Genomic DNA, 23,879 nt, shown 5'->3' on the forward strand with positions numbered 1-23,879 from the left:
GGCCGCCATGCCGATCGCCGTGCCGACGATGCCCGCTTCGCTGATCGGCGCGTCGAAGCAGCGCGAGACGCCGTATTTCTGCTGCAGCCCATGGGTGCAGCGGAAGACGCCGCCGAAATAGCCGACATCCTCGCCGAAGACGACGACATTCTCGTCGCGGCCCATGGCCACGTCCATGGCGGAGCGGATCGCCTCGATCATCGTCATGCGGGGCATGCGTTACACCCCGATCTGCTGGCGCTGACGGCGCAAATGCGGGGGCAGCTCGGCATAGACATCCTCGAAGATGTCGCGGGCCGAGGGCTTGCCCCCGGAATGCAGCGTGCCGAAGCTCTCGGCCTCCTTCTGCGCGGCGATGACCGTGGCGAGGATTTCCGCCTCGGCCTGCTTGTGCCGCTCCTCCGACCAGGCACCGATGGCGATGAGGTGCTGCTTCAGCCGGATCAGCGGGTCGCCCAGCGGCCATTCGTCGGATTCGTGCTTGGGGCGGTAGGCGGAGGGGTCGTCGGAGGTGGAGTGGGCGCCGGCGCGATAGGTGACGTATTCGATCAGCGTCGGGCCGAGATTGCGGCGCGCCCGCTCGATCGCCCATTGCGCCACGGCATAGGTGGCGAGGTAGTCGTTGCCGTCGACGCGCAGGGCCGGGATGCCGAAGCCGAGACCGCGCGCGGCGAAGGTGCCGGAGCCGCCGCGCGCGATGCCCTGGAAGGTCGAGATCGCCCACTGGTTGTTGACGACATTGAGGACCACCGGTGCCTTGTAGGTCGAGGCGAAGACCAGCGCGGCATGGAAATCAGACTCGGCCGTGGAGCCGTCGCCAATCCAGGCGGCGGCGATGCGGGTGTCCTGCTTGATGGCGGAGGCCATCGCCCAGCCGACGGCCTGGACATATTGCGTGGCGAGATTGCCGGAGATCGAGAAGAAGCCATGTGCCTTCGAGGAATACATCACCGGCAATTGCCGGCCCTTCATCGGGTCGCGCTCGTTGGAATAGATCTGGCTCATCATGTCGACGAGCGGATAATCGTCGGCGATCAGCAGCCCGGCCTGGCGATAGGTCGGGAAGTTCATGTCGCCGGGCTTCAGCGCGATGCGGAAGGCGCAACTCACCGCCTCCTCGCCGGTGTGCTGCATGTAGAACGAGGTCTTGCCCTGCCGCTGCGCCATCTGCATGCGCGCATCGAAGCTGCGTAGCGTCATCATATGGCGAAGGCCGCGGATCAGGTCCTCCTGCGAGAGGTCCGGCACCCAGGGGCCGACGGCCTCGCCCTCGCGGTTGAGCACGCGGATGATCGAATAGGCGAGGTCTCGGATTTCCCTGGGGTCGACATCGACCGGCGGGCGATCGACCGTGCCGGCGCGCGGGATCACGACATGGGAGAAGTCCGGCTTCTCACCGGGGCGGCTCGCCGGCCTGGGGACGTGGAACTGCAACGGGCCCGCTGCCGCCGGCTGGCCCGCTCCCCGCCTGGATGCGTCGTCGCTGCCCATCCGCATCTCCCCTCGCATCGGCCCCGGCCAAAACCGTCGAAGCCGCGCAATCGTTCCCCTTGCAACCAACGCTAGACCCAGTCTCGCGGAGAATTCTTCCGAACTTGTTCGCAGCTCGTGGATGAGGCAGAAAATCCTTCCGCGAAAACGCCCGATGACGGAATGAAGCCGGCATGACCCGCAAAGCCTCGACCAGCCCGGCGCTCGATGCGATCGACCGGAAGATCCTCGCCGCGCTGCGGGAGGATGGGCGGCTGACGACGCAGGCGCTGGCGGAAAAGGTGGGGCTCTCGGCCTCGCCCTGCTGGACGCGGGTGAAGCGGCTGGAGGAATCGGGCGCGATCGAGAAATATGTAGCCCTGCTCGACCACAAGGCGCTGGGCTACGCCAACATCGTCTTCGTCGAAATCACGCTCGACAAGCATGACGGCAAGGTGCTCGACCAATGCGGCGAGGCTCTGGTGAAGGCGCCGGAGGTGATCGAGGCCTATCTCGTCACTGGCGAGTACGATTATCTCGCCAAGGTCGCGGTCAGCGGCACCGACCATTACGAGAGGTTTCTGCGCGAGACGCTCTATCGGCTGCCCGGCGTGCGGCAGACGCGCACCACCTTCGGGCTGAGGGCGCTGAAGCGCTCGATCTCGGTGGACCCGATGAAGGCGGTGGGGTGACGCTGCCCGTCATGCTCGCCCTTGTGGCGAGCATCCACGTCTTGAACATCGCCCTCGGCGAAGGAAGACGTGGATGGTCGGGACATGCCCGACCATGACGAGGGGACATGTGTCGCTGCCCTACCCCAGCATCTCCCGCACCAGGGGCGCGACCTTTTCGCCATAGAGCCGGATGCACTCCATCATATGGCTCTGCGCCAGCGGGCCGGCGCTGTATTTCAGCTGGAAGCGCGAGAGGCCGAGGCCCTTCACCGTCGCGGCGATCTTGCGGGCGACCGTCTCGGGCGAGCCGAGATAGAGCGAGCCGCGCGCGACCTCGTGCTCGAACTGCTCGCGCGCCAGCGGCGGCCAGCCGCGCTCGCCGCCGATGCGGTCATGCATCCGCTTGTAAGCCGGGAAGAACTCCTCCTTCGCCTGCTCGTCGCTGGCGGCGACATAGCCCGGCGAGTGGACGCCGATCGGCTTCACCGGGCGGCCGAGCTGCGCGAAGGTCCTCTGGTAGAGATCGACATAGGGGCGGAAGCGCTGCGGGTCGCCACCGATGATGGCGAGCATCATCGGCAGGTCGTAATGGGCGGCGCGGACGACCGATTCCGGGCTGCCTCCGACGCCGATCCAGGTGGTGAGGCGGCCGTTCTCGACCGGCGGATAGACCAGCTGGTCGCGCAGCGGCGGGCGCAGCGAGCCCTGCCAGGTCAGCGGCTTCTGCGGCAGCAGGGCGGTGAAAAGGTCCAGCTTCTCCTCAAACAGCGCCTCATATTGGCGCAGGTCGAAGCCGAAAAGCGGGAAGGATTCGGTGAAGGAGCCGCGGCCGAGAATGACTTCGGCTCGCCCGTTCGAGATCGCGTCGACCGTCGAAAAGCGCTGGAAGACGCGGATCGGATCGTCGGAGCTCAGCACCGTGACGGCCGAGCCGAGGCGAATGCGGCTCGTGCGCGCGGCGATGGCCGCCAGCACGATCTCCGGCGCGGAGACGGCGAAATCCTCGCGATGATGCTCGCCGACGCCGATGAAGTCGATGCCGACCTCGTCGGCCAGCACGCCCTGCTCGACGAGATCGCGGATCACCTGCGCATGCGCCAGCGGCTTGCCGTCCGCGCCATGAGTGACGTCGCCGAAGGTGTCGAGCCCGAAGGTCAGTTCCTGTGCCATGCCTTGTCCATGCTGCGCGCCGGGCAAGCCGGCTGCTCTTGCGCCTGAGATGGCTCGCCGCTTGCGCCAGCGCAATGCCGAAGGCAGGGCATGGCTGCAAGCGGCGGCTTGGGCGGGTGCAACGCGCGGTCCTGCCTGAGCGTCCCACCCAGAGCCCTGATCCTGAGGAGCGATCCTTCACGATCGCGTCTCGAAGGATGAGGGCTCAGGGTGGCGAGAGCGGGCGCACGATCAACACGATCGCTTGCCATGCGTCTCTTCGCCGGGAATGCTGGGCGCGGACACGCGACACAGCATGATCATCCGGCAACTCATCTATCTCGACGCGCTCGCGCGGGAGAAACATTTCCGCCGCGCGGCGGAGGCCTGCCATGTCTCGCAACCGACGCTGTCGGCCGCGATCGTGCAGCTGGAGGAAGAGCTCGGCGTGATGATCGTCGAGCGCGGCCGGCGGTTTCAGGGCCTGACCAAGGAGGGCGAGGTCGTGCTCGCCCATGCCCGTCGCATCCTGGCCGAGACCGAACTGATGAAGGCCTCGATCGCGGAATTGCGCGAGGGACTGTCGGGCCGCATCAGGCTGGGCGCGATCCCGACCGCGCTGCCGATGATCGCGCATATCACCGCGCCGTTCTCGCAGCGCTATCCGGGCGTCTCGCTGACCGTGCTGTCGCTCACCTCGCAGGAGATCCAGCAGGGGATCGACGATTTCGAGCTCGATGTCGGGCTGACCTATCTCGACAACGAACCGCTGGACCGGGTGATCTCCAAACCGATCTATCAGGAAGCCTATGTGCTGCTGACGCGCGAGGACGGCCCCTTCGGCACGCGCGACACCATCACCTGGGCGGAAGCTGCCGAGTTGAAGCTCTGCCTGCTCACCGGAGACATGCAGAACCGGCGCATCATCGACGGCATCTTCCGCTCCGTCGGCTTCTCGCCCCGCCCGGTGATCGAGACCAACTCGATCTTTAACCTCGTCTCGCATGCCGGCATCGAGGGGATCGCCAGCATCGTCTCGCTGCAGCTGCTCGAATTCTTCGGCGTGCCGCTCGGCACGCGCGCGCTCCAGCTCGTTTCGCCCGAGGCGCAGCGCACCATCGGCCTCATCGTCGCCGACCGGCAGCCGATCGCCCCGCTGGCGCGCAACCTCCTGATGATGACCAAGCCCGTCACCGATGCCGGGCTGCCGAGACGCCCCATCATCCGATAGTCGATGGCTATCGAAACACCCGGTGGCCGCGCCGCTGCAGCGCACAATTCATGATGCAGCGCAACTTTCGCGCAAGGATACACCAGCGGACAGCCATGGAACGCCACGCGATACGGGGTTTGATAGTCTGCATCTATCGTTCGGTCGAAACAAACGATTTGAAATCATTCCAGAATGGCGCAGGCTCCGTTCCAAGATGTGCCCGGAGCACCGGGCCGAGGGAGGAAGCATGGCGGCCTATCCAGCCTGGGACCCCGACGGCGCCCGCGCCATCGTTTCGCGGCTCGCGCATCTCGAAGGCGCGACCTTGCCGATCCTGCATGCGCTGCAGGAGGAGTTCGGCCATGTCGATCCGCAGGCGGTGCCGCTGATCGCCGAGGCACTGAACCTGTCGCGGGCCGAGGTCCATGGCACACTGACCTTCTATCATGATTTCAAGACGACGCCGCAGCCGGCCCGCGTGATCAAGCTGTGTCGCGCCGAGGCCTGCCAGGCGCTGGGTTGCGAGCAGGTGGTCGAGACGCTGGCGCGCGAGCACGGCATCGCCTGCGACGATCATCACCGCCATGATGCGGTGGTCGAAACCGTCTACTGCCTCGGCAACTGCGCGCTCGGCCCCTCGGCGCTGGTCGATGGCGAGCTGATCGGCCGCGTCGATGCCGACCGCATCGCAGGGCTCTGCCAGGGAAGGACCCAGTGATGGCAGCCTCCCCGCTTCGCATCTATGTGCCGATCGATGCGGCCGCGCTGTCCGTCGGGGCCGAGGGAGTCGCGCAGGCCGTGGCGCGGGAAGCCCAGGCCCGCGAACTCTCCGTCGAAATCGTGCGCAACGGCTCGCGCGGCATGCTCTGGCTGGAGCCGCTGGTCGAGGTCGAGACTCCCGAAGGCCGCATCGCCTATGGCCCGGTCGCGGCGAAGGACGTAGCGGGGCTGTTCGATGCCGGTGTGTTCAGCGGGGGGGCCCATCCGCTGCGCCTCGGCCGGACGGATGATCTGGACTGGATGCGGCGGCAGCAGCGCCTCACCTTCGCCCGCGTCGGCATCACCGACCCGCTCTCCATCCCCGATTACCGGGCCCATGGCGGCGTGGACGGCCTGGAAAAGGCGCTGGCTCTGACGGGCCAGGACATCGTGCAGGCGGTGAAGGCCTCGGGCCTGCGCGGGCGCGGCGGGGCGGGTTTTCCGACCGGCATCAAATGGCAGACGGTCCATGATGCCCGGGCCGAGCAGAAATACATCGTCTGCAATGCCGACGAGGGCGACAGCGGCACTTTCGCCGACCGGATGCTGATGGAGGGCGACCCCTATCTGCTGATCGAGGGTATGGCGATCGCCGCCATCGCGGTCGGTGCCACGCGCGGCTACATCTACCTGCGGTCCGAATATCCGCACGCCTTCCGCACGCTGCGGCGGGCGATCGAAAAGGCGCAGGCCGCGGGGCTGATCGGCGCCTCGGTGATGGGCTCGGGCCGCTCTTTCCATCTCGAGGTGCGGCTCGGCGCCGGCGCCTATATCTGCGGCGAGGAAACCTCTCTGCTGGAGAGCCTGGAAGGCAAGCGCGGCGTGGTGCGCGCCAAGCCGCCAATTCCGGCGCTGAAGGGCCTGTTCGGCCAGCCGACCATCGTCAACAACGTGCTCTCCTTCGCAGCCGTGCCGTTCATTCTGGCAAAGGGCGGGCAGGCCTATGCGGATTACGGCATGGGCCGTTCGCGCGGCACGCTGCCGGTTCAGCTCGGCGGCAACGTCAAGCGCGGCGGGCTGATCGAGCTCGCCTTCGGCATCTCGCTGCGCGAGATCATCGAGGAGATGGGCGGGGGCACGCTGTCCGGCCGGCCGATCCGGGCGGTACAGGTGGGCGGGCCGCTCGGCGCGTATCTGACGGCCGAGCAGCTCGATGTGCAGATGGATTACGAGGCGCTCGCCGCGATGAAGGCGATGCTCGGCCATGGCGGCATCGTCGTCTTCGACGACACGGTCGACATGGCGAAGCAGGCCCGCTTCGCCTTCCAGTTCTGCGCCAAGGAATCCTGCGGCAAATGCACCCCCTGCCGCATCGGCGCGACACGCGGCGTCGAGACGATGGACCGCATCATCGCAGGCACCGAGGTGCCGAAGAACATCGCCGTGCTGCGCGATCTCTCGAAATTGATGACCGACGCCTCGCTCTGCGCCATGGGCGGGCTCACGCCCAACCCGGTGATGAGCGCGCTGACCCATTTCCCCGAGGACTTCGACCGTCCCGCGCTGCCTCTGGCGGCGGAATGAGGAGGCCCGAGAGATGAGCCTGATCAAGGAAATCGACTTCGGCACGCCGATCCGCATCGCGGACAAGACGGTGACGCTGACGATCGACGGCCAGAGCGTCACGGTGCCGGCCGGCACCTCCGTCATGGCCGCAGCGATGAGTCTGGGCACCAAGATCCCCAAGCTCTGCGCCACGGATTCGCTGGAGCCCTTCGGCTCCTGCCGGCTCTGCCTCGTCGAGATCGAGGGGCGCCGCGGCACGCCGGCCTCCTGCACGACTCCGGCAGAGGACGGCATGATCGTGCGCACCCAGTCGGAGAACCTCTCCGGCCTGCGCAAGGGCGTGATGGAGCTCTACATCTCCGACCACCCTCTGGACTGCCTGACCTGCTCGGCCAATGGCGATTGCGAATTGCAGGACATGGCCGGCGCGGTCGGCCTGCGCGAGGTGCGCTATGGCTATGAGGGCGAGAACCACGTCTTCGCCAACGGCAGCGACGGGCTCGCCAATGAGAGCTGGCTGCCCAAGGACACCTCCAACCCTTATTTCACCTACGATCCGTCGAAATGCATCGTCTGCAATCGCTGCGTGCGGGCCTGCGAGGAGGTGCAGGGCACTTTCGCGCTGACCATCACCGGGAGGGGCTTCGAGTCGCGCGTGGCGGCCGGGCCGACCGATTTCCTGGGCTCCGAATGCGTTTCGTGCGGCGCCTGCGTGCAGGCCTGCCCGACCGCGACGCTGATCGAGAACAAGGTCATCGAGCACGGCCAGCCCGAGCATTCCAAGGTGACGACCTGCGCCTATTGCGGAGTCGGCTGCTCCTTCAAGGCCGAGATGCAGGGCGACCGCGTCGTCCGCATGGTGCCCTACAAGGGCGGGCAGGCCAATGAAGGGCATAGCTGCGTCAAGGGCCGCTTCGCCTGGGGCTATGCGACCCACAAGGACCGCATCACCAAGCCGATGATCCGCGAGAAGATCACCGATCCCTGGCGCGAGGTCTCGTGGCAGGAGGCGATCGACCACGCGGCCTCCGAATTCAAGCGCATTCAGGCGAAATATGGCCGGGAATCGGTCGGCGCGATCACCTCCTCGCGCTGCACCAACGAGGAGGTCTTCCTCGTGCAGAAGCTGGTGCGCGCCGCCTTCCGCAACAACAATGTCGATACCTGCGCCCGCGTCTGCCATTCGCCCACGGGCTACGGCCTGCGCACCACGCTCGGCACCTCGGCCGGCACGCAGGATTTCAAGTCGGTCGCCAAGGCCGACGTCATCCTCGTCATCGGCGCGAACCCCACCGACGGCCACCCGGTCTTCGCCTCGCGGATGAAGAAGCGCATCCGCCAGGGCGCCAGGCTCATCGTTGCCGATCCGCGCCGCATCGACATGGTGGAGTCGCCCCATATCAAGGCGGATCACCACCTGCCGCTGAAGCCCGGCACCAATGTCGCGCTGCTCAACGCGCTCGCCCATGTCGTCGTGACCGAGGGGCTGATCGACGAGGCCTATGTGCGCGAGCGCTGCGACCTCGGCGATTTCGAGCACTGGGCCCGCTTCGTCGCCCGCGACGAGAATTCGCCGGAGGCCAGCGAGCAGTTCACCGGCGTGCCGGCGGCGGAGGTGCGCGCCGCGGCGCGGCTCTATGCCACCGGCGGCAATGCCGCGATCTATTACGGGCTCGGCGTCACCGAGCACAGCCAGGGCTCGACCACCGTGATGGCGATGGCGAACCTCGCGATGGCGACCGGCAATATCGGCCGCGAGGGTGTCGGCATCAATCCGCTGCGCGGGCAGAACAATGTCCAGGGCTCCTGCGACATGGGCTCCTTCCCGCATGAGTTCTCGGGCTATCGCCATGTCGCCGACGATGCGACCCGGCAGGTCTTCGAGATGATGTGGGGCGTGCCGCTCGATCCCGAGCAGGGGCTGCGCATCCCCAACATGCTCGACGAGGCGGTGGAGGGCCATTTCAAGGGCCTCTATGTGCAGGGCGAGGACATCGCCCAGTCCGACCCCAACACCAAGCACGTCACCGCGGGTCTCGCCGCGATGGAGTGCGTCGTCATCCAGGACATCTTCCTGAACGAGACGGCCAAATACGCCCATGTCTTCCTGCCGGGCGCGTCCTTCCTCGAAAAGGACGGCACCTTCACCAATGCCGAGCGGCGCATCAACCGTGTGCGGCAGGTCATGGCGCCGCTCGCGGGCAAGGACGAATGGCAGGTCACGATCGAGCTCGCCCGCGCGCTCGGCTACGAGATGAGCTACGCCCACCCGAGCGAGATCATGGACGAGATCGCGCGGCTGACGCCCTCCTTCGCCGGCGTCTCCTACGACAAGCTGGAGAAGCTCGGTTCGGTGCAGTGGCCCTGCAACGAGAAGGCCCCCACCGGAACGCCCCTGATGCATGTCGATCGCTTCGTGCGCGGCAAGGGCAAGTTCATGATCACCGAATTCGTCGCCACCGAGGAGCGGACCGGGCCGCGCTTCCCGCTGCTGCTCACGACCGGGCGCATTCTCTCGCAATACAATGTCGGCGCGCAGACGCGGCGCACCGAGAACGGCGCCTGGCATGACGAGGACGTGCTGGAGATCCACCCCTTCGACGCCGAGAGCCGCGGCATCCGGGACGGCGATCTCGTCGCCCTGGCCAGCCGCTCAGGCGACATCGCGCTCAGGGCCGCGATTTCGGATCGGGTGCAGCCGGGCGTCGTCTACACCACCTTCCACCATGCCAAGACCGGCGCGAACGTCATCACCACCGACTTCTCCGACTGGGCGACGAACTGCCCCGAATATAAGGTGACCGCCGTCGAGGTGCGCCGCACCAATGCCTGGTCGTCCTGGCAGGAGAAGAATTTCGAGGAGGACATCACCCTGCGCCGGATTGCGGAGCGCCTGCCCGATGCGGCGGAATGATCCGCCCGCCCAGCCGCCGGCCTCGCTGGCGGTGAGCGCCCGGCCGCTGCGCTTCGGCGCGGCGGACCCGGGCGCGCGGGAGATCGAGGTCGCGGTCGAGACGCCGACCAACATCGTCTACGGCACGATGCCCTATGCGGTGATGATGGCGAGCCCTTCCGATCTGGAGGATTTCGTCACCGGCTTCAGCCTGACCGAAGGCATCGTGCGCGAAGCCTCGGAAATCCGCGGCATCGTCGTCGAGCCGAAGGACGAGGGCGTCGTCGTCACGGTCGATCTGGCGCCGGGGCGTTTCCGCGAGCATCTGGCGCGGCGGCGCAATCTGTCGGGCCGCACCTCCTGCGGGATCTGCGGGGTCGAGACGATCGAGGATCTGCCTCTGGCCGGCGCGGCGGCGCGCCGGACCTCGCCGGTGCCTCCCGCCGCGATCGAGGCGGCCCTGGGCTCGCTGGAAGCCCATCAGCCGCTCGGCCAGCTGACCCGCGCCGTCCATGCCGCCGCCTGGTGCGACAGCGAGGGCGGCATCGTCACGGTGCGCGAGGATGTCGGCCGGCACAATGCGCTCGACAAGCTGATCGGCGCGCGGCTGCGGGCCGGACAACAAGATCGCGAGGGTTTCCTGCTCGTCACCAGCCGCGCCTCCTTCGAAATGGTCGAGAAGGCGGCGATTTTCGGCGCCGGCACGCTCGCCGCCATTTCGGCGCCGACCTCGCTGGCGATCGAGCGCGCACGTCATCTCGGCCTCACGCTGGTCGCCGTGGCGCGGCGCGACGGCTGCATCGTCTTCACCGGGGCGCTGGCGCCCGAGCCGGAAAGCATCGCGCGATGATGGAGAGCACGACCGCGCAGAATGGGGCCACGCCTCGCGGCAGCGATGGCGTCCATGACGAGACCATCGCCAAGCTCGACCGCATGGCCGGGCAGATCGCGGATTTCTTCAAGGCCTATCCGGAGGCCGAGGCCGTGCCGGCCATCGCCGACCACATCAACCAATTCTGGACCAGCCGCATGCGCGCCGACTTCCTGGCCGCGCATCGCGCGCGGCCGGAGGGGCTGACGCCCCTGCTCGGCAAGGTTCTGCCGCTGATCCGGCCGCCACGAAGCGGTTGACGATCCCGGCGCGCCCCTTCCGGGCGCGCCTCTGCAACGGTAACGAGCCGGGACGAACCCGGCCTGACGACGAAGATCTTGGGGAAAGGAAATTGGCCAATGACAGTGGCGCAAGACATCGGGGCGGTCGGGGCCGCGCCCGGACTGCTCGACCGTGAACGCATCATCGCCAAGGCCGGCTTCAACCGCTGGCTGGTGCCGCCGGCCGCGCTGTGCATCCATCTGTGCATCGGCATGGCCTATGGCTTCTCGGTGTTCTGGCTGCCGCTGAGCCAGGCGATCGGCATCACCAAGCCGGTGGCCTGCGCCGCCGATGCCGGGCTGATGACCGCGCTGTTCACCACGGCCTGCGACTGGAAGGTCGCCGATCTCGGCTGGATGTACACGCTGTTCTTCGTGCTGCTGGGCTCCTCGGCCGCGATCTGGGGCGGCTGGCTCGAGCGCGTCGGGCCGCGCAAGGCGGCCTTCGTCTCGGCCTTGTGCTGGTGCGGCGGCCTGCTGATCTCGGCCTTCGGCGTCTATTCGCACCAGCTCTGGCTGATGTGGCTGGGTTCGGGCGTGATCGGCGGCATCGGCCTCGGCCTCGGCTATATTTCGCCGGTCTCGACGCTGGTGAAATGGTTCCCGGACCGGCGCGGCATGGCGACCGGCATGGCGATCATGGGCTTCGGGGGCGGCGCGATGATCGGCTCGCCGCTGGCCGACATGCTGATGAATTACTTCAAGACCCCGACCTCGGTCGGCGTCTGGCAGACCTTCGTGGTCATGGCCGGCATCTATTTCGTCTTCATGATGGCGGGCGCCTTCGGCTACCGCATCCCGCCCGGCGGCTGGCGCCCCGAAGGCTGGACGCCGCCGGCCACGCAGAACGCGATGATCACCTCCGGCCATGTCCATCTCAAGGATGCGCACAAGACGCCGCAGTTCTGGCTGATCTGGGCGGTGCTCTGCCTCAACGTCTCGGCCGGCATCGGCGTGCTGGGCATGGCCTCCCCGATGCTGCAGGAGATCTTCGCCGGCAAGCTGATCGGCAGGCCGGACATCGCCTTCGCCGCGCTCGATGCCGGGCAGAAGACGCAGATCGCCACGATCGCGGCGGCCTTCGTCGGCCTGCTCTCGCTGTTCAACATCGCCGGGCGCTTCTTCTGGGCCTCGCTGTCGGACAAGCTCGGCCGCAAGCTGACCTATGCGACCTTCTTCGGCCTCGGCATCGTGATGTACGGGCTCTCGCCCTGGGCAGCCAGCATCGGCTCGCTGGCGCTGTTCGTCGCCTTCTTCTGCGTCATCCTGTCGATGTATGGCGGCGGCTTCGCGACGGTTCCGGCCTACCTCGCCGACATGTTCGGCACCCAGTTCGTCGGCGCCATCCATGGGCGGCTGCTGACGGCGTGGTCGACGGCCGGCATCGTCGGACCCGTGGTGGTCAACTATATCCGCGAGGCGCAGATCGCGGCGGGCGTTCCGCGCGCGCAGGTCTATGACCGCACGATGTATATCCTGGCGGGCATGCTGGTCGTCGGGTTCATCTGCAACCTGCTCGTGCGCCCCGTCGCGGCGAAATGGTTCATGAAGGACGCCGAGGTCGCTGCCCTCCAGGCCAAGACCGCGAGCGCCAACGCCTCCGTCCAGTATGGCTCCTACGGCATCGGCAAGGGCGGCTTCGACGGCACGGCGGCTCTCGCCTGGCTCGTCGTCGGCCTGCCTCTGGCCTGGGGCGTGTGGATCACGCTGACGAAGTCGCTGGCGCTGTTCCGCTGAGGGCGGGCCCGGCACGAATGCGAAGCCCGCGTCGAAAGACGCGGGCTTTTTCCTATCGAGCGCTTCTTTCATGAAGAGCGGATCATCCCGGGTGACCGAAGGGAAACCTGGGCTCCATGCCTGAACCGTTCCGGAATGGATCCCGGATCGCCGCTTCGCTTCGTCCGGGATGACTCGCGCTTGGAGGGCAGAGGTCGAAGGTCGACCCAAGCCGTCGCCCTCAAGCGAAATGGCAGGCGACCTCGACCGCTCCCAGAGCGCGCAATTCCGGCCGCTCCGCCCGGCAACGATCCGCCGCCTGGACGCAGCGCGGATTGAAGGCGCAGCCGGGGGGCGGGGCGATCGGGCTCGGCACCTCGCCCGACATCGGCCGGCGCTCACGGTTCGGCCGCTCGACATCGGGGATCGTCTCGAGCAGCAGCCGCGTATAGGGATGGCGCGGATGGCCGAAGACCTCCTCGGCCGGGCCGGTCTCGACGAAGCGGCCGAGATACATGATCGCGATATCGTCCGACATGTGCCGCACCACCGAGAGATTGTGGCTGATGAAGAGATAGGTCAGCCCCAGCTCCTTCTGCAGCCGCACCATCAGGTTGAGCACCTGCGCCTGCACCGAGACGTCGAGCGCCGAGGTCGGCTCGTCGCAGACCAGCACATCGGCCTCCGTCGCCAGCGCGCGGGCGATCGAGATGCGCTGGCGCTGGCCGCCGGAGAAGGCATGCGGATAGCGGCTGGCATCGGCACGGGAGAGGCCGACGATCTCCAGCAATTCGCCGACGCGCTCCAGCGTGCTCGCCGCGTCCGGCCGCAGCTTCAGCTCGCGGATCGGCTCGGCGATGATGTCGCCGACGCGCCAGCGCGGATTGAGCGAGGCGTAGGGGTCCTGGAAGATCATCTGCACCCGCGGCGGGCCGATCGTGCCGTCGGCGCGACGGATGTCACGGAAGTCGAGAAGGCCTTCCGTCGGCCGCTGCAATCCGACGACCATGCGCGCCAGCGTCGATTTTCCGCAGCCGGATTCGCCGACGATGCTGAAGGTGGTGCCGCGCCGGACGCTGAAGGAAACGTTCTCGACCGCACGCAGGATGCGGCGCGGCTCCCGCGAGAACAGGCGTGAGAGCGTCGGGGCCGACACGTCGAAGCGGCAGGAGGCGGCGGCGACGTCGAGGACGATATCGGCCTTCGAGACGCCGCTACGCGGCTTCTCGGGATGAGGGCTCGCGGAAAGCGGCATGGCGTCACGCATGGGCCAGCTCCTTCAGCGGGAAATGGCAGGCAGCGGCATGGGAGGCCGGCGGCAGGCCGGGCTTGTGCTCGCGGCAGAAGGGTTCGGCGCGGCCGCAGCGCGGGTTGAAGGCGCAGCCGGGCGGAATGGCATTGAGGCGCGGCATCGCGCCGTCGATCTGGTTCAACTGCGCATGCCGGGCATGAACGCTCGGGATCGAGGCCATCAGACCGGCCGTATAGGGATGATGCGGCCGGCGCACCACCTCCTCCACGGGGCCGATCTCGACGATGCGCCCGGCATACATCACCGCGACACGATCGGCCGTCTCGGCGATGACGCCCATATCGTGCGTCACCAGCATGATGGCCGTGCCATGCTCGCGGCAGAGCCGCTTCAGCAGGGTGGTGATCTGCGCCTGGATCGAGACGTCGAGCGCCGTCGTCGGCTCGTCGGCGATGATCAGCGCCGGCTCGGCGCAGAGCGCGAGTGCGATGACGACGCGCTGGCGCATGCCGCCGGAGAACTGATGCGGATACTGGTCGATGCGCGTCTCGGCGGCCGGGATGCCGACCTCCTTCAGCAGCGACAGCGCGCGCCTGCGCGCCTCGGCCCTACCGACGGGGAGATGGGTGGTGATGGTTTCGACGAGCTGGTCGCCGACCGTCAGCAGCGGATGCAGCGAGGTCAGCGGGTCCTGGAAGATCGCGCCGATGCGGCGCCCGCGCAGCCGGCGCATCGCCTCGGCCGGCAGGTCGTCGATGCGCTGCCCTTCCAGCCGGATCTCGCCGCCGGCGATGCGGCCGGGCGGATCGAGCAGGCCGATCACCGCCGTGCCGGTCAGGGATTTGCCGGCGCCCGATTCCCCGACCACGCCGAGGATCTCGCCCGGCGCGATGTCGAAGGAGACGCCGTCCAGCGCCGTCAGCGGGCCGTGGCGACCGTCGAAGACGATGCGAAGATCGCGAACGGAGAGGAGCGGGGCAGCGGCGGAAGCGGTCATGCGGAGCCCTCGCTGCGTTCGATCGGATAGCTCGACGAGAAGATTTCGCTCACCGGCGGATGGCCGAGCGTGCGCTGGGGGTAGCGCGACATCAGCCCCTCGAACTGCTTCTGCGCGCGGGCATTGTCGGCGGCCTCGTCGATGCCGGGGATGACGCGCTCCTCCATGACGAAGCGGCCGTCGATCACCACCGTCGAGACGTCGCGGCCATGGCCGGTCAGCAGCATGGTCTGGATCGGGTCGATCACCTGGCCGGAATGCGGGCGGTCGAGATCGAAGACGACGATGTCGGCGCGCGCGCCGGGCTGGAGCCGGCCGAGGTCGGGCCGGCGCAGCGCATCGGCCCCACCGATCGTCGCGGCGTCGTAATAATCTTCACAGCGCACGGCAGCGGCGCTGCCGGCCATGGTCCGCGCGAGGATCAGTCCGACCTGCAGGTTCATCACCATGTCGGGCGGGCTGGTGTCGGTGCCCATCGCGATCTTGAGCCCCATCGCGCGGTAGCGGGCGAAATGGTCGATGGCCCCGCCATGCCGGCCGGAGACCAGAGGACAATGGACGATGGCCGCCCCGGCGTCGCGGATGATCTCGAGGTCGCGGCCGGGGCGCTCCACGAGCCGGCTGCCGGAGACGACCGTGCCATGCGGCAGCAGGCAGCGTTCATCGAGGAAGCCGAGGCTCTTCAGCCATTCAGGCGGGCTCATACCGTGCTGGGCGAGGACGAGGTCGTATTCGATCTTGGACTGGCAGCAATGCAGCCTGACCGGCACGTCCAGTTCGCGCGCGGCGGCCGCGGTCCGGCGCAACAGCTCGGCGGTGGAAGTCTCGATGCGGTCCGGCGCGAACATCGCCCGGATCAGCCCGCCGGCCGCGCCATCATGGCGCCGGGCGAAGTCGATCGCGGCATCGAGTTCGGCGAGGCCGCGCTCCTCGTCGTAATGGGTGGTGATCGTGCCGTCCGCCTCGACCAGCTGGTTGCCGGTGCGATAGGCCGGCCCGAGATAGGCGCGCAGGCCCAGCGCAGCGGCCGCCTCCGCCGCATCCTCGAATTCTTCGGCCGTCTCGCCCCAGGCGCGGTAGAACAGCGAGGCGATCGGCAGCGCGGTGGTGATGCCGTTGCGGATCAGCGTGGCGAAGGCGTGCTTCTTCTGGAAGGCCAGCTCCTCGCGCGAATACATCTCGTAAGGCCCGGCTTCGAGATAGGAACGCGGCCAGACGCGGCCCTTCTTCCAGGCCGGCTGGTTGTCGAAGCCGAGGATGGTGGTATCGAGGTCGGAGAGCGCATCGCAATCGACGAAGCCCGGCCCGATCAGGGCCTCACCGTAATCGATCCGCCGCGCCACCTCGCCCGGAAAGCGATGGCCGACGAAGACGACCGCCCCGTCCTCGAAGACGATCTCGCCATTCTCGTAAAGCCGGTGGCGGCCGTCCCTGTGTCCGACGAGCCAGCGGGCCGTCAGCAGGATGCGGCCTTGCGGGCGCTTTGCCGGCTGCAGGTTCACGGCGCGGCCCTCACCGAGACGCCATCGCGCGCCACGACCCTGCCGCGCTTCAGCACGCGGCGCTTCGGCGAGCGGGTGACGATCGCTTCGGCCACCGTTTCGCCCGGCAGGATGACGAGATCGGCGGCCTTGCCTTCGCTCAGCCCGTAATCGGCAATCTCCATCACTTTCGCGCCTTCGGTGGTGCAGACATCGAGGGCGAGGCGCAATTCGTCGTCGCGGCGGAAATTGTTGCGCAGGCCGACGAACATCGCCCGCTCCAGCATGTCGGCATTGCCATAGGGGCCCCAGGTGTCGCGGATGCCATCGGAGCCCGAGCAGACGCGCACGCCGGCGGCGAGCAGCTTCGTCACCGGCGGAGCAGGGCGGCTGGCGGGGGCGGTGGTCATGATCGCGATGTCGAGCGCGACGAGCTCCTCCATCAGCGGATCGACCTGCGCCGGGTCGGCGCCAAGGCAGAAGGCGTGGCTGACGGTGACCTTGCCGGCCATGCCAAGCGCACGGGTGCGCTCGACGATGAGATCGAAGGAGAACAGGCCCATCTCGCCGGGCTCGTGCAGATGGATGTCGAGCGGCTTGCCGTAGGTCTGGCAGAGCCCGAACACCGCATCGAGATGGCCCTTCGGGTCGCGGTCGATGGCGCAGGGATCGAGCCCGCCGACCACCTCGCAGCCGGCCTTCATCGCGGCCTCCATCAGTTCCAGCGTGCCCGGCCGCCGCAGCAGGCCCGATTGCGGGAAGGCGACCAGCTCGATGTCGACGATGTCGCGATAGGCGTCGCGCGTCGCCATCACACCCTCGACGCCCCAGAGGCCATGCTCGGTGTCGACGTCGACATGGCTGCGGATATGGGTCGAGCCCATCAGCGAGGACTGGATCGACTGGCGCGCCGATTGCCGGGCCGGGTCGATATCGAGACGCTTCTTGCTCTGCCGTTCGTTGTCGATCTTGTCGAGCAGCTTCGGGCCGACCTCGTTCGTATACCAGGGCTGGCCCCAGAGGCTCTTGTCGAGATGGGTATGCGCCTCGACGAGACCGGGAATGACGATCTCAGCCCGGCCATCCTCGACCGCCACGCCGGCCGGCGCCGCGATGTCCTTGCCGATGCGCGCGATCTTGCCGTTCTCGATCAGGATGTCGGTCGCCGGCCCGGCATAGGGGCGGACGTTCTTCAGGAGGAGTGAGGCGGTCATGGGCGTGTCCTCGTGGTTCTTGTGATGGTCACCGCAGCCTCGGGTTCAGCGCGTCGCGCAGCCAGTCGCCGAGGAGGTTCACGCTCAGCACGATCAGCCCGAGCTGCAGCGAGGGAAACACGACCAGCCACCAGGAGCCGGAGAAGAGATACTGGTTGCCGATGCGGATCAGCGTGCCCAGCGAGGGCTGGGTGATCGGCATGCCGACGCCGAGGAAGGAAAGCGTCGCCTCCGAGAGGATGGCGAGGCCGAGATTGAGCGTCGCGGCGACGAGAACCGGCGTCAGCGTGTTCGGCAGGATATGGCGCAGCATGATGCGCCTGGCCGGCACCTGGATGATGCGGGCGGCGAGGACATATTCCTTGCGCCGCTCGACCATGGTCGAGGCGCGCACGGTGCGGGCATACTGCACCCAGTTGGTCAGCGAGATCGACAGCACCAGAACCATCGCCGCGAAGGGCTCGCGCAGTTCCGGCGGCAGCAGGCCGCGGAACAGCGCCGAGACCAGGATCGCCATCAGCAAGGTCGGGATCGAGAGCACGGTGTCGCCGAGCCGCATCAGCAGATTGTCGATGCGCCCGCCATGAAAGCCGGCGATCAGGCCGATTGAGACGCCGATCAGCATCGAGACCACGACGGCACAAAAGCCGATGATCAGCGAAATGCGCGAGCCGTAGAGGATGGCCGAGAGCACGTCGCGGCCCTGTGGATCGGTGCCGAGCAGGAAGGGCCACTCGCCGCCCTCCTGCCAGATCGGCGGGATCTCGGCCTTGTCGATGAAGATCTGCGAGAGGTCGTAAGGGTTCTGCGCCGCGATCAGCGGGGCGAGGAAGGCCGTCGCGACCAGCAGCACCAGCACCAGCGCGGAGAGCCAGGCCACCGGCGTGGTGCGGAAGCTCCAGCCGATATCGCTGTCGAGGAAGCGGCGCAGCCGGCCGGGCGCCTTGACCGAGTCAGCGGGCCGGATTTGCTCAGCGGGCATTGGCGGCTCCCGAAAGCGCATCCTCGCGCAGGCGCGGATCGACGTAAGCGTAGGTCAGGTCGACCAGCGTGTTGAGCGAGACGAAGATGAAGGAGACGATGATGAGATAGGCCGCCATCACCGGGATATCGACGAAGGTGACGGCCTGGACGAAGAGCATGCCCATGCCCGGCCACTGGAACACCGTTTCGGTGACCAGCGCGAAGGCGATGAGGTTGCCGATCTGCAAGCCCGTGACGGTGATGACCGGCATCAGGCAGTTGCGCAGAGCATGGCCGAAATGGACCGAGCGGGCCGGCAGGCCGCGCGCACGGGCGAAGCGGATGAAGTCTGTGCGCATCGTCTCCAGCATCTCGGCCCGCACCAGCCGCATCACCAGCGTGATCTGAAAGACCGAGAGCGTGATGCCCGGCAGGATCAGCGCGGCGCGGCCGGACGGCGTCAGGAAGCCGGTGCTCCACCAGCCGAGCTTGACCACCTGCCCGCGCCCGAAGGCCGGCAGCCATTGCAGCGTCACCGAGAAGACAAGGATCAGCATGATGCCGAGCGCGAAGCTCGGCAGCGAGACGCCCAGCACCGAACCGAATTGCAGCGCCTTGGCGAGCAGGCTCTCGCGCCGGATCGCGGTGTAGACGCCGAGCGGTATGCCGATGGCGAGCGACAGGAAGGTCGCGACCAGCACGAGCTCGAAGGTGGCCGGGAAGCGCTCGGCGATGAGCCCGAACACGTCCTGCTGGTTGCGGTAGGAGATGCCGAAATCGCCCTGCGCGGCGTTCTTCACGAAGGTCGCGAATTGCAGCGCGACATTGCGGTCGAGGCCGAGCCGCGTGCGCAATTCATCGCGCTGCTGCTGGCTCGCCTGCTCGTTCAGCATCAACTCGACGGGGTCGCCGACGAAGCGGAAGCTGACGAAGGCCAGGAACGCCACGGCGAGCATCACGCCGGCGGCGTTCAACAGGCGCTTGAGGAGGAAGGCCGGCATGACGACAACTCCGATTCCGCCGATTGTCCCTCAGCCCCCATCCTGAGGAGCGAGCCGGAGGCTCGCGTCTCGAAGGATGCTCCAGATGTTTCAGGAGCCTCATGGGCCATCCTTCGAGACGCCGCTTCGCGGCTCCTCAGGATGAGGGCTGAGAGGTTGCTCGCGTCAGGTGGTCACTTCAGCTTGGTCAGCCACAGGCGCGGCTTGTTGTCGGAAGCCTGCACCATGGTCTCGACATCGGCGCGCATCGCCCAGGCCATGGGCTGCTGGTGCAGCGGGATGAAGAGCGTTTCGGCCTTCACCAGCTTGAGCGCCTGCTTCATCAGTTCGATGCGCTTGGGGTTGTCGAGCTCGACGCCGGCCTGGTCGATCAGCGCGTCGACCTTGGCGTCGCCCCAATCGCCCCAGTTGAAGACGCCAGCCGTGCCGGTCTTCGAGTGGATGACCTGCACCAGCAGCGAATAGGCGTCGATCATCGGCTCATTGGCCCAGCCGAAGGAGATGACGTCGAACTCGCCCTTGGTGCGCTTGGGCGTCTGCTGGCTGCGCGGGGCGAGGCTCAGATTGGGCTTCAGCCCGGCGCGCGACCACATCGAGGCGACCGCTTGGCAGAACTCCTCCTCGTTGACGAGGCCGTCGCTCTGGCAGTTCATCTGGAAGGAGAAGCCGTTGGGGTAGCCGGCTTCGGTCAGGAGCTTCTTGGCGGCGGCGAGGTCGAAGGGCGGGCGTTCGTCCTGCGAGGGCTCGTAGCCGGGAATCGCCGGGGCGATCAGCGCGCCGGTGTTGCGCGAGAGGCCGCGCATGGCGCGCTTCTGCACGGCGTCGATATCGATCGCGCGATACATGGCCTCGCGGACGCGGATATCCTTCAGCGGGTTCTTGTCCTTGACGTCGCTCTCGAACAGCTTGTCCTTGAGGTTGAGCGCGAAGAAGACCGAGCGCAGCTCGTTGGTCTGCATCACCTTGACCTCGGGCGCGGCCTTGAGGCGCGGCAAATCCTGCAGCGGAGCGACATTGGTGTAGTCGATCTCGCCGGAGAGCAGCGCGGCGACGCGGGTCGAGGCCGAGGTGATCGGCGTGAACTCGATGCGGTCAATATTGTGCTGCGGCTTGTCCCACCAGTTCGGGTTCTTGACGAAGACCGTCTTGGCGTCGGGCTGGCGGCTCTCGATCACGAAGGGGCCGGTGCCGTTGGCATGGTCGGTCGGGTAGCCGGTGACGCCCTTGCCGACATCGGTGGGCTTCAGCGCATTGTTGGCCTCCAGCCAGCCCTTGTCGAAGATGAAGATGTTGGTGAGGTCGTTCAGAAGCAGCGGATAGGGGCCGGTCACCTCGATCTCGACCGTGTGGTCGTCGATCTTCCGCGAGGATTTATAGGCCGGCAGGTTCCCCTTCAGCGGCGAGGCGGGGTCGGAGACGCGGGCGAGCGAGGCCAGCACGTCGTCGGCCGTGAAGGCATCGCCATTGTGGAACTTCACGCCCTTGCGCAGATGGAAGCGCCAGACGGTCGGGGAGACGGTTTCCCAGGATTCCGCCAGCGCCGGCTCGATCTTGAGATCGCCCGTATAGCGCACCAGCCCCTCATAGACGTGGTTCAGCACGGAAAGAGTGAAGGTTTCGCCGAAGGAATACGGGTCCAGCGAGGCGATCTCGCGCCCGGCACCCCATTTCAGCGTCTTGGCTTCAGCGGCGCCGCTCAGCGCGAAAGCGGCGACCGCCGCCAGCAACCAGGCCTTCTTCATGACTCTCTTCCCCTTTGCTTACGCGCCGCTGGGCGCAACCGATCTGCCGCCTCTTTGTGCATCGTGGCGCTTCCTGCGCCATCTCGTGTGCGATTAATCATCAAACTTGCATACGATATGGAAACGGTATTGTATGCGATTATCGAACACAAGCGGAAACTGGATTGGAGCGCGGCATCGTGACATTGACGGCCCCCGACAGCATCGGACGGAAGCGGGGAGGGGCGGGCGTGAGCGAGCCACGGACACCGGGATTGAGGGCGCAATCGGTCTACAAGGCCCTGCGCCGGGCCATTATCGAGCAGGCGCTGAAGCCGGGGATGAAGCTGCCCGAAGACGCGATCGGCGAGCAGCTGGGCGTCAGCCGCACTCTCGTGCGCGAGGCCTTCAGCCGTCTCGGCGTCGAGGGGCTGGTCGAGCTGAAGCCCAACAAGGGCGCCTCCGTCGCCTATCCGACATTGGAGGAGGCGCGCGACGTCTTCGAGGTGCGGCGTGGGCTGGAGCGGCTGGTCGCGGAGAGCTTGGCAGGGCGGCTGACGCCGTCGCAGGCGGCCGAGCTCGAATCCCATGTCCGCCAGGAGGAGAAGGCGCATGGGCAGGACGGGCCGGAATCCATCCGCCTCGCCGGAGAGTTCCACATCAAGCTGGTCGAGATGACCGGCAACGCCCTGCTGATCCGCTATGTGCAGGAGGTGTCCTCGCGCTGCTCGCTGATCCTGGCGATCTACGGACGCCCGCACTCCTCCGACTGCGCCGTCTCGGAGCATCGCCAGCTGATCGAGGCGTTGCGGGCCGGCGATGCGACCCGCGCCGCCGATCTGATGGACCACCATCTGCGCGCGGTCGTGGACCGGGCGCTGCTGGCGCCGCGCGTCGAGCGGGATATCCGCGACGTGCTCGCCCCCTATGCTCTGAGTGAAGGACTGACCCCATCGTGACCGCGCATCCGGCCGTCCCGCCGCAGGCCGACCCGGCCCCCGGCATCGTCACCTTCGATTTCGCGAAACTCACGCCGCGAGAGCGCTACAAGCTGCTGATCGGGGCGGTGGTGCCGCGGCCGATCGCGCTGGTGACGACGGTCGATGCACAGGGCGTGGTGAACGCCGCTCCCTTCTCCTTCTTCAACTGCCTCTCCGCCGATCCCGCCATTCTCGCTCTCGGCGTCGAGTACCGGCCGAGCGGCGGGCAGAAGGACACCGGCCGCAATGTGCGCGAGACGCTGGCCTTCACCGTCAACATCGTCTCCGACGCCCTCGTCGAGGGCATGAATATCTGCGCCGTGCCGTTCGAGCCCGGCATCGACGAGCTGGCCGAAGCGGGGTTGACAGCCAACCCCGGCGTCAAGGTGCCCTGCCCCTGGATCGCCCAGGCGCCGGCGGCCTTCGAATGCCGCCACCACACCACGCTCGGCATCGGCAATTCCCGCGAGATCATCCTCGGCGAGGTCGTCTACGCCCATTTCCGCGCCGACACGGTCGATCAGCGGCTGCATGTCGATCCGGTCGCGCTCGACGCCATCGGCCGCATGGGCGGCCATGGCTATGCCACCACGCGCGATTATTTCGACCTGCCGACCCTGCCCGTCGCGACCTGGCGCGCCGACCCGGAAGCCGCCAACCGGCGCAGCTGAACCGACACCGCCATGCACCTCGCGCATTGCGCTGCACCATGAGTGGCAGCGCCTTGCGTGCGAAGCAGCTCGCCCCTCGTGCTCGCGCCATGGCGGGCCGCCGGCGCTTCGGTCATCTTTCCTGCGCAGGCGACGCTTCGCGCCGGGGACATGATGACGACGCAGACCAGCTTCGATTTCCGCGCCGCGACCGATGACGGCGCCTTGCTGCAGGCCTACCGGCAGGGTGAGGGCCGCCCTCTGCTGCTGGTTTCGGGCCTCGGCGGCATCGCCGCCTTCTGGAACGACATCGCCGCGACGCTGGGGCGCTCCTTCGAGACGCTGCGCTTCGACCAGCGCGGGCTCGGCGGCAGCAGCCGCGGCGAGACCCGTTGCGACATCGACCGGCTGGCGCGCGACGCCTTCGCGGTGATGGACGCCGCCGGCATCGAGCGGGCGGTGGTCATCGGCCACTCCACCGGCGGCTGCATCGCCCAGGCGATGGCGCGGCACGCGCCGGAGCGGATCGACGGGCTGATCCTCAGCGCCGCGTGGCTCAAGGCCTGCCGCTACATGACGGCATTGTTCGGCTCGCGCCGCGCCATCCTGGACTGCAACCCGCAGGCCTATGCCGCGACCTCCACCCTCGCCTCCTATCCGCCACGCTGGCTGGAGGCGCATTGGCACGTCTATGAGCGCGCGCTGGCGACCGCCCCGGTGAGCGAGGAGGCGCGCGCCGTGCTGCGCGAGCGCATCGATGCCCTGCTGGCCTTCGACGGCGGCATCGACATCGCCGCTTTGCCGATGCCGGTGCTGGTGATGGGCGCGCGCGACGACATGGTCGTGCCGGTCCATCATCAGGAAGCGATCGCCGCCGCCCTGCCCGGCTGCCGCCGGGCGATCATGGAAACCGGCGGGCACCTGTTCCCGAATTCGCGGCCGGACTTCTTCACCGCCAGCGTGGCGGAGTGGCTCGGCGAGCTCTGAGCCGCCGTCCTTGCGCCGATGCGGGCGCGGCATCAGGCCCCATCCCGCAGCGCCTTCGCCACGGGCTAGATGAGAAGGCTTCCAGCCTCTCCGGCCGGAGG

20 protein-coding genes and 1 pseudogene are annotated in these 23,879 nt (G+C 67.5%); 11 read left to right on the plus strand and 10 right to left on the minus strand.

What is annotated here, in order from left to right; genetic code table 11:
- Together ACOJTB_RS09685 and ACOJTB_RS09690 are read right to left on the minus strand one after the other, a co-directional pair.
- Nucleotides 1-216 (minus strand): annotated as a pseudogene (locus ACOJTB_RS09685) (alpha-ketoacid dehydrogenase subunit beta); the annotation flags it as partial.
- A gap of 3 nt (nt 217-219) precedes the next feature.
- Nucleotides 220-1,491 carry a thiamine pyrophosphate-dependent enzyme gene (locus tag ACOJTB_RS09690; protein ID WP_420102320.1) on the minus strand — a complete coding sequence of 424 codons (1,272 nt, stop codon included), beginning with the start codon at nt 1,489-1,491 and terminating at the stop codon, nt 220-222.
- A 173-nt stretch (nt 1,492-1,664) separates the two neighbouring features.
- Here ACOJTB_RS09690 and ACOJTB_RS09695 point away from each other — a divergent pair, with 173 nt between their 5' ends.
- A complete protein-coding gene (locus ACOJTB_RS09695; RefSeq protein ID WP_420102321.1) occupies nt 1,665-2,162 on the plus strand; it encodes an Lrp/AsnC family transcriptional regulator in 498 nt (165 codons plus the stop codon).
- Nucleotides 2,163-2,282: 120 nt separating this feature from the next.
- On the opposite strand, the gene ACOJTB_RS09700 is transcribed toward ACOJTB_RS09695, so the two are convergent.
- Nucleotides 2,283-3,314, minus strand: coding sequence for an LLM class flavin-dependent oxidoreductase (locus ACOJTB_RS09700; protein ID WP_420102322.1), 1,032 nt, complete (start codon nt 3,312-3,314; stop codon nt 2,283-2,285).
- A 295-nt stretch (nt 3,315-3,609) separates the two neighbouring features.
- On the opposite strand from ACOJTB_RS09700, the gene ACOJTB_RS09705 reads away from it, so the two are divergent.
- The 7 genes from ACOJTB_RS09705 to ACOJTB_RS09735 all read left to right on the plus strand — a co-directional run bounded on the left by ACOJTB_RS09705 (nt 3,610) and on the right by ACOJTB_RS09735 (nt 12,553).
- A complete protein-coding gene (locus ACOJTB_RS09705) occupies nt 3,610-4,524 on the plus strand; it encodes a LysR family transcriptional regulator (protein WP_420102323.1) in 915 nt (304 codons plus the stop codon).
- A gap of 229 nt (nt 4,525-4,753) precedes the next feature.
- Nucleotides 4,754-5,224 carry an NAD(P)H-dependent oxidoreductase subunit E gene (locus ACOJTB_RS09710; RefSeq protein ID WP_420102324.1) on the plus strand — a complete coding sequence of 157 codons (471 nt, stop codon included), beginning with the start codon at nt 4,754-4,756 and terminating at the stop codon, nt 5,222-5,224.
- Nucleotides 5,224-6,789 (plus strand): formate dehydrogenase beta subunit, encoded by a 1,566-nt coding sequence (locus ACOJTB_RS09715; protein ID WP_420102325.1) that lies wholly within the window; start codon nt 5,224-5,226, stop codon nt 6,787-6,789. Before ACOJTB_RS09710 ends, ACOJTB_RS09715 begins: the two co-directional genes overlap by 1 nt.
- 13 nt (nt 6,790-6,802) lie before the next feature.
- Nucleotides 6,803-9,685 carry a formate dehydrogenase subunit alpha gene (fdhF, locus tag ACOJTB_RS09720; protein WP_420102326.1) on the plus strand — a complete coding sequence of 961 codons (2,883 nt, stop codon included), beginning with the start codon at nt 6,803-6,805 and terminating at the stop codon, nt 9,683-9,685.
- A complete protein-coding gene (fdhD, locus tag ACOJTB_RS09725; protein ID WP_420102327.1) occupies nt 9,672-10,514 on the plus strand; it encodes a formate dehydrogenase accessory sulfurtransferase FdhD in 843 nt (280 codons plus the stop codon). The genes fdhF and fdhD overlap by 14 nt, the downstream gene beginning before the upstream one ends.
- Nucleotides 10,511-10,795: a formate dehydrogenase subunit delta gene (locus ACOJTB_RS09730; RefSeq protein ID WP_420102328.1), complete on the plus strand. Its 285-nt coding sequence runs from the start codon at nt 10,511-10,513 to the stop codon at nt 10,793-10,795. The genes fdhD and ACOJTB_RS09730 overlap by 4 nt, the downstream gene beginning before the upstream one ends.
- Before the next feature lie 99 nt (nt 10,796-10,894).
- Nucleotides 10,895-12,553, plus strand: a complete 1,659-nt coding sequence (locus ACOJTB_RS09735; RefSeq protein WP_420102329.1) for an OFA family MFS transporter — start codon at nt 10,895-10,897, stop codon at nt 12,551-12,553.
- A 220-nt stretch (nt 12,554-12,773) separates the two neighbouring features.
- On the opposite strand, the gene ACOJTB_RS09740 is transcribed toward ACOJTB_RS09735, so the two are convergent.
- The 7 genes from ACOJTB_RS09740 to ACOJTB_RS09770 form a co-directional block, all read right to left on the minus strand.
- Nucleotides 12,774-13,799, minus strand: coding sequence for an ABC transporter ATP-binding protein (locus ACOJTB_RS09740; RefSeq protein WP_420102330.1), 1,026 nt, complete (start codon nt 13,797-13,799; stop codon nt 12,774-12,776).
- Nucleotides 13,792-14,781, minus strand: coding sequence for an ABC transporter ATP-binding protein (locus ACOJTB_RS09745; RefSeq protein WP_420102331.1), 990 nt, complete (start codon nt 14,779-14,781; stop codon nt 13,792-13,794). The genes ACOJTB_RS09740 and ACOJTB_RS09745 overlap by 8 nt, the downstream gene beginning before the upstream one ends.
- On the minus strand, nt 14,778-16,283 hold the full coding sequence (locus ACOJTB_RS09750) for an amidohydrolase family protein (protein WP_420102332.1): 1,506 nt from the start codon (nt 16,281-16,283) through the stop codon (nt 14,778-14,780). Before ACOJTB_RS09750 ends, ACOJTB_RS09745 begins: the two co-directional genes overlap by 4 nt.
- Nucleotides 16,280-17,476: an amidohydrolase family protein gene (locus tag ACOJTB_RS09755; RefSeq protein ID WP_420102333.1), complete on the minus strand. Its 1,197-nt coding sequence runs from the start codon at nt 17,474-17,476 to the stop codon at nt 16,280-16,282. Before ACOJTB_RS09755 ends, ACOJTB_RS09750 begins: the two co-directional genes overlap by 4 nt.
- Before the next feature lie 28 nt (nt 17,477-17,504).
- Nucleotides 17,505-18,458 (minus strand): ABC transporter permease, encoded by a 954-nt coding sequence (locus ACOJTB_RS09760; RefSeq protein ID WP_420102334.1) that lies wholly within the window; start codon nt 18,456-18,458, stop codon nt 17,505-17,507.
- Complete coding sequence (locus ACOJTB_RS09765) at nt 18,448-19,440, minus strand: ABC transporter permease (RefSeq protein WP_420102335.1); 993 nt, start codon at nt 19,438-19,440, stop codon at nt 18,448-18,450. Before ACOJTB_RS09765 ends, ACOJTB_RS09760 begins: the two co-directional genes overlap by 11 nt.
- 173 nt (nt 19,441-19,613) lie before the next feature.
- A complete protein-coding gene (locus tag ACOJTB_RS09770; protein ID WP_420102336.1) occupies nt 19,614-21,182 on the minus strand; it encodes an ABC transporter substrate-binding protein in 1,569 nt (522 codons plus the stop codon).
- Nucleotides 21,183-21,412: 230 nt separating this feature from the next.
- On the opposite strand from ACOJTB_RS09770, the gene ACOJTB_RS09775 reads away from it, so the two are divergent.
- From ACOJTB_RS09775 to ACOJTB_RS09785, 3 genes are all read left to right on the plus strand, one after another.
- Complete coding sequence (locus ACOJTB_RS09775; protein ID WP_420102337.1) at nt 21,413-22,120, plus strand: GntR family transcriptional regulator; 708 nt, start codon at nt 21,413-21,415, stop codon at nt 22,118-22,120.
- On the plus strand, nt 22,117-22,812 hold the full coding sequence (locus ACOJTB_RS09780) for a flavin reductase family protein (RefSeq protein WP_420102338.1): 696 nt from the start codon (nt 22,117-22,119) through the stop codon (nt 22,810-22,812). The genes ACOJTB_RS09775 and ACOJTB_RS09780 overlap by 4 nt, the downstream gene beginning before the upstream one ends.
- A gap of 153 nt (nt 22,813-22,965) precedes the next feature.
- Complete coding sequence (locus ACOJTB_RS09785; protein WP_420102339.1) at nt 22,966-23,778, plus strand: alpha/beta fold hydrolase; 813 nt, start codon at nt 22,966-22,968, stop codon at nt 23,776-23,778.
- Nucleotides 23,779-23,879: the final 101 nt, after the last annotated feature.

Origin of the sequence: Allobosea sp. (assembly GCF_048595345.1) — a bacterium.
In the GTDB taxonomy this organism is placed as follows: Bacteria; Pseudomonadota; Alphaproteobacteria; order Rhizobiales; family Beijerinckiaceae; genus Allobosea.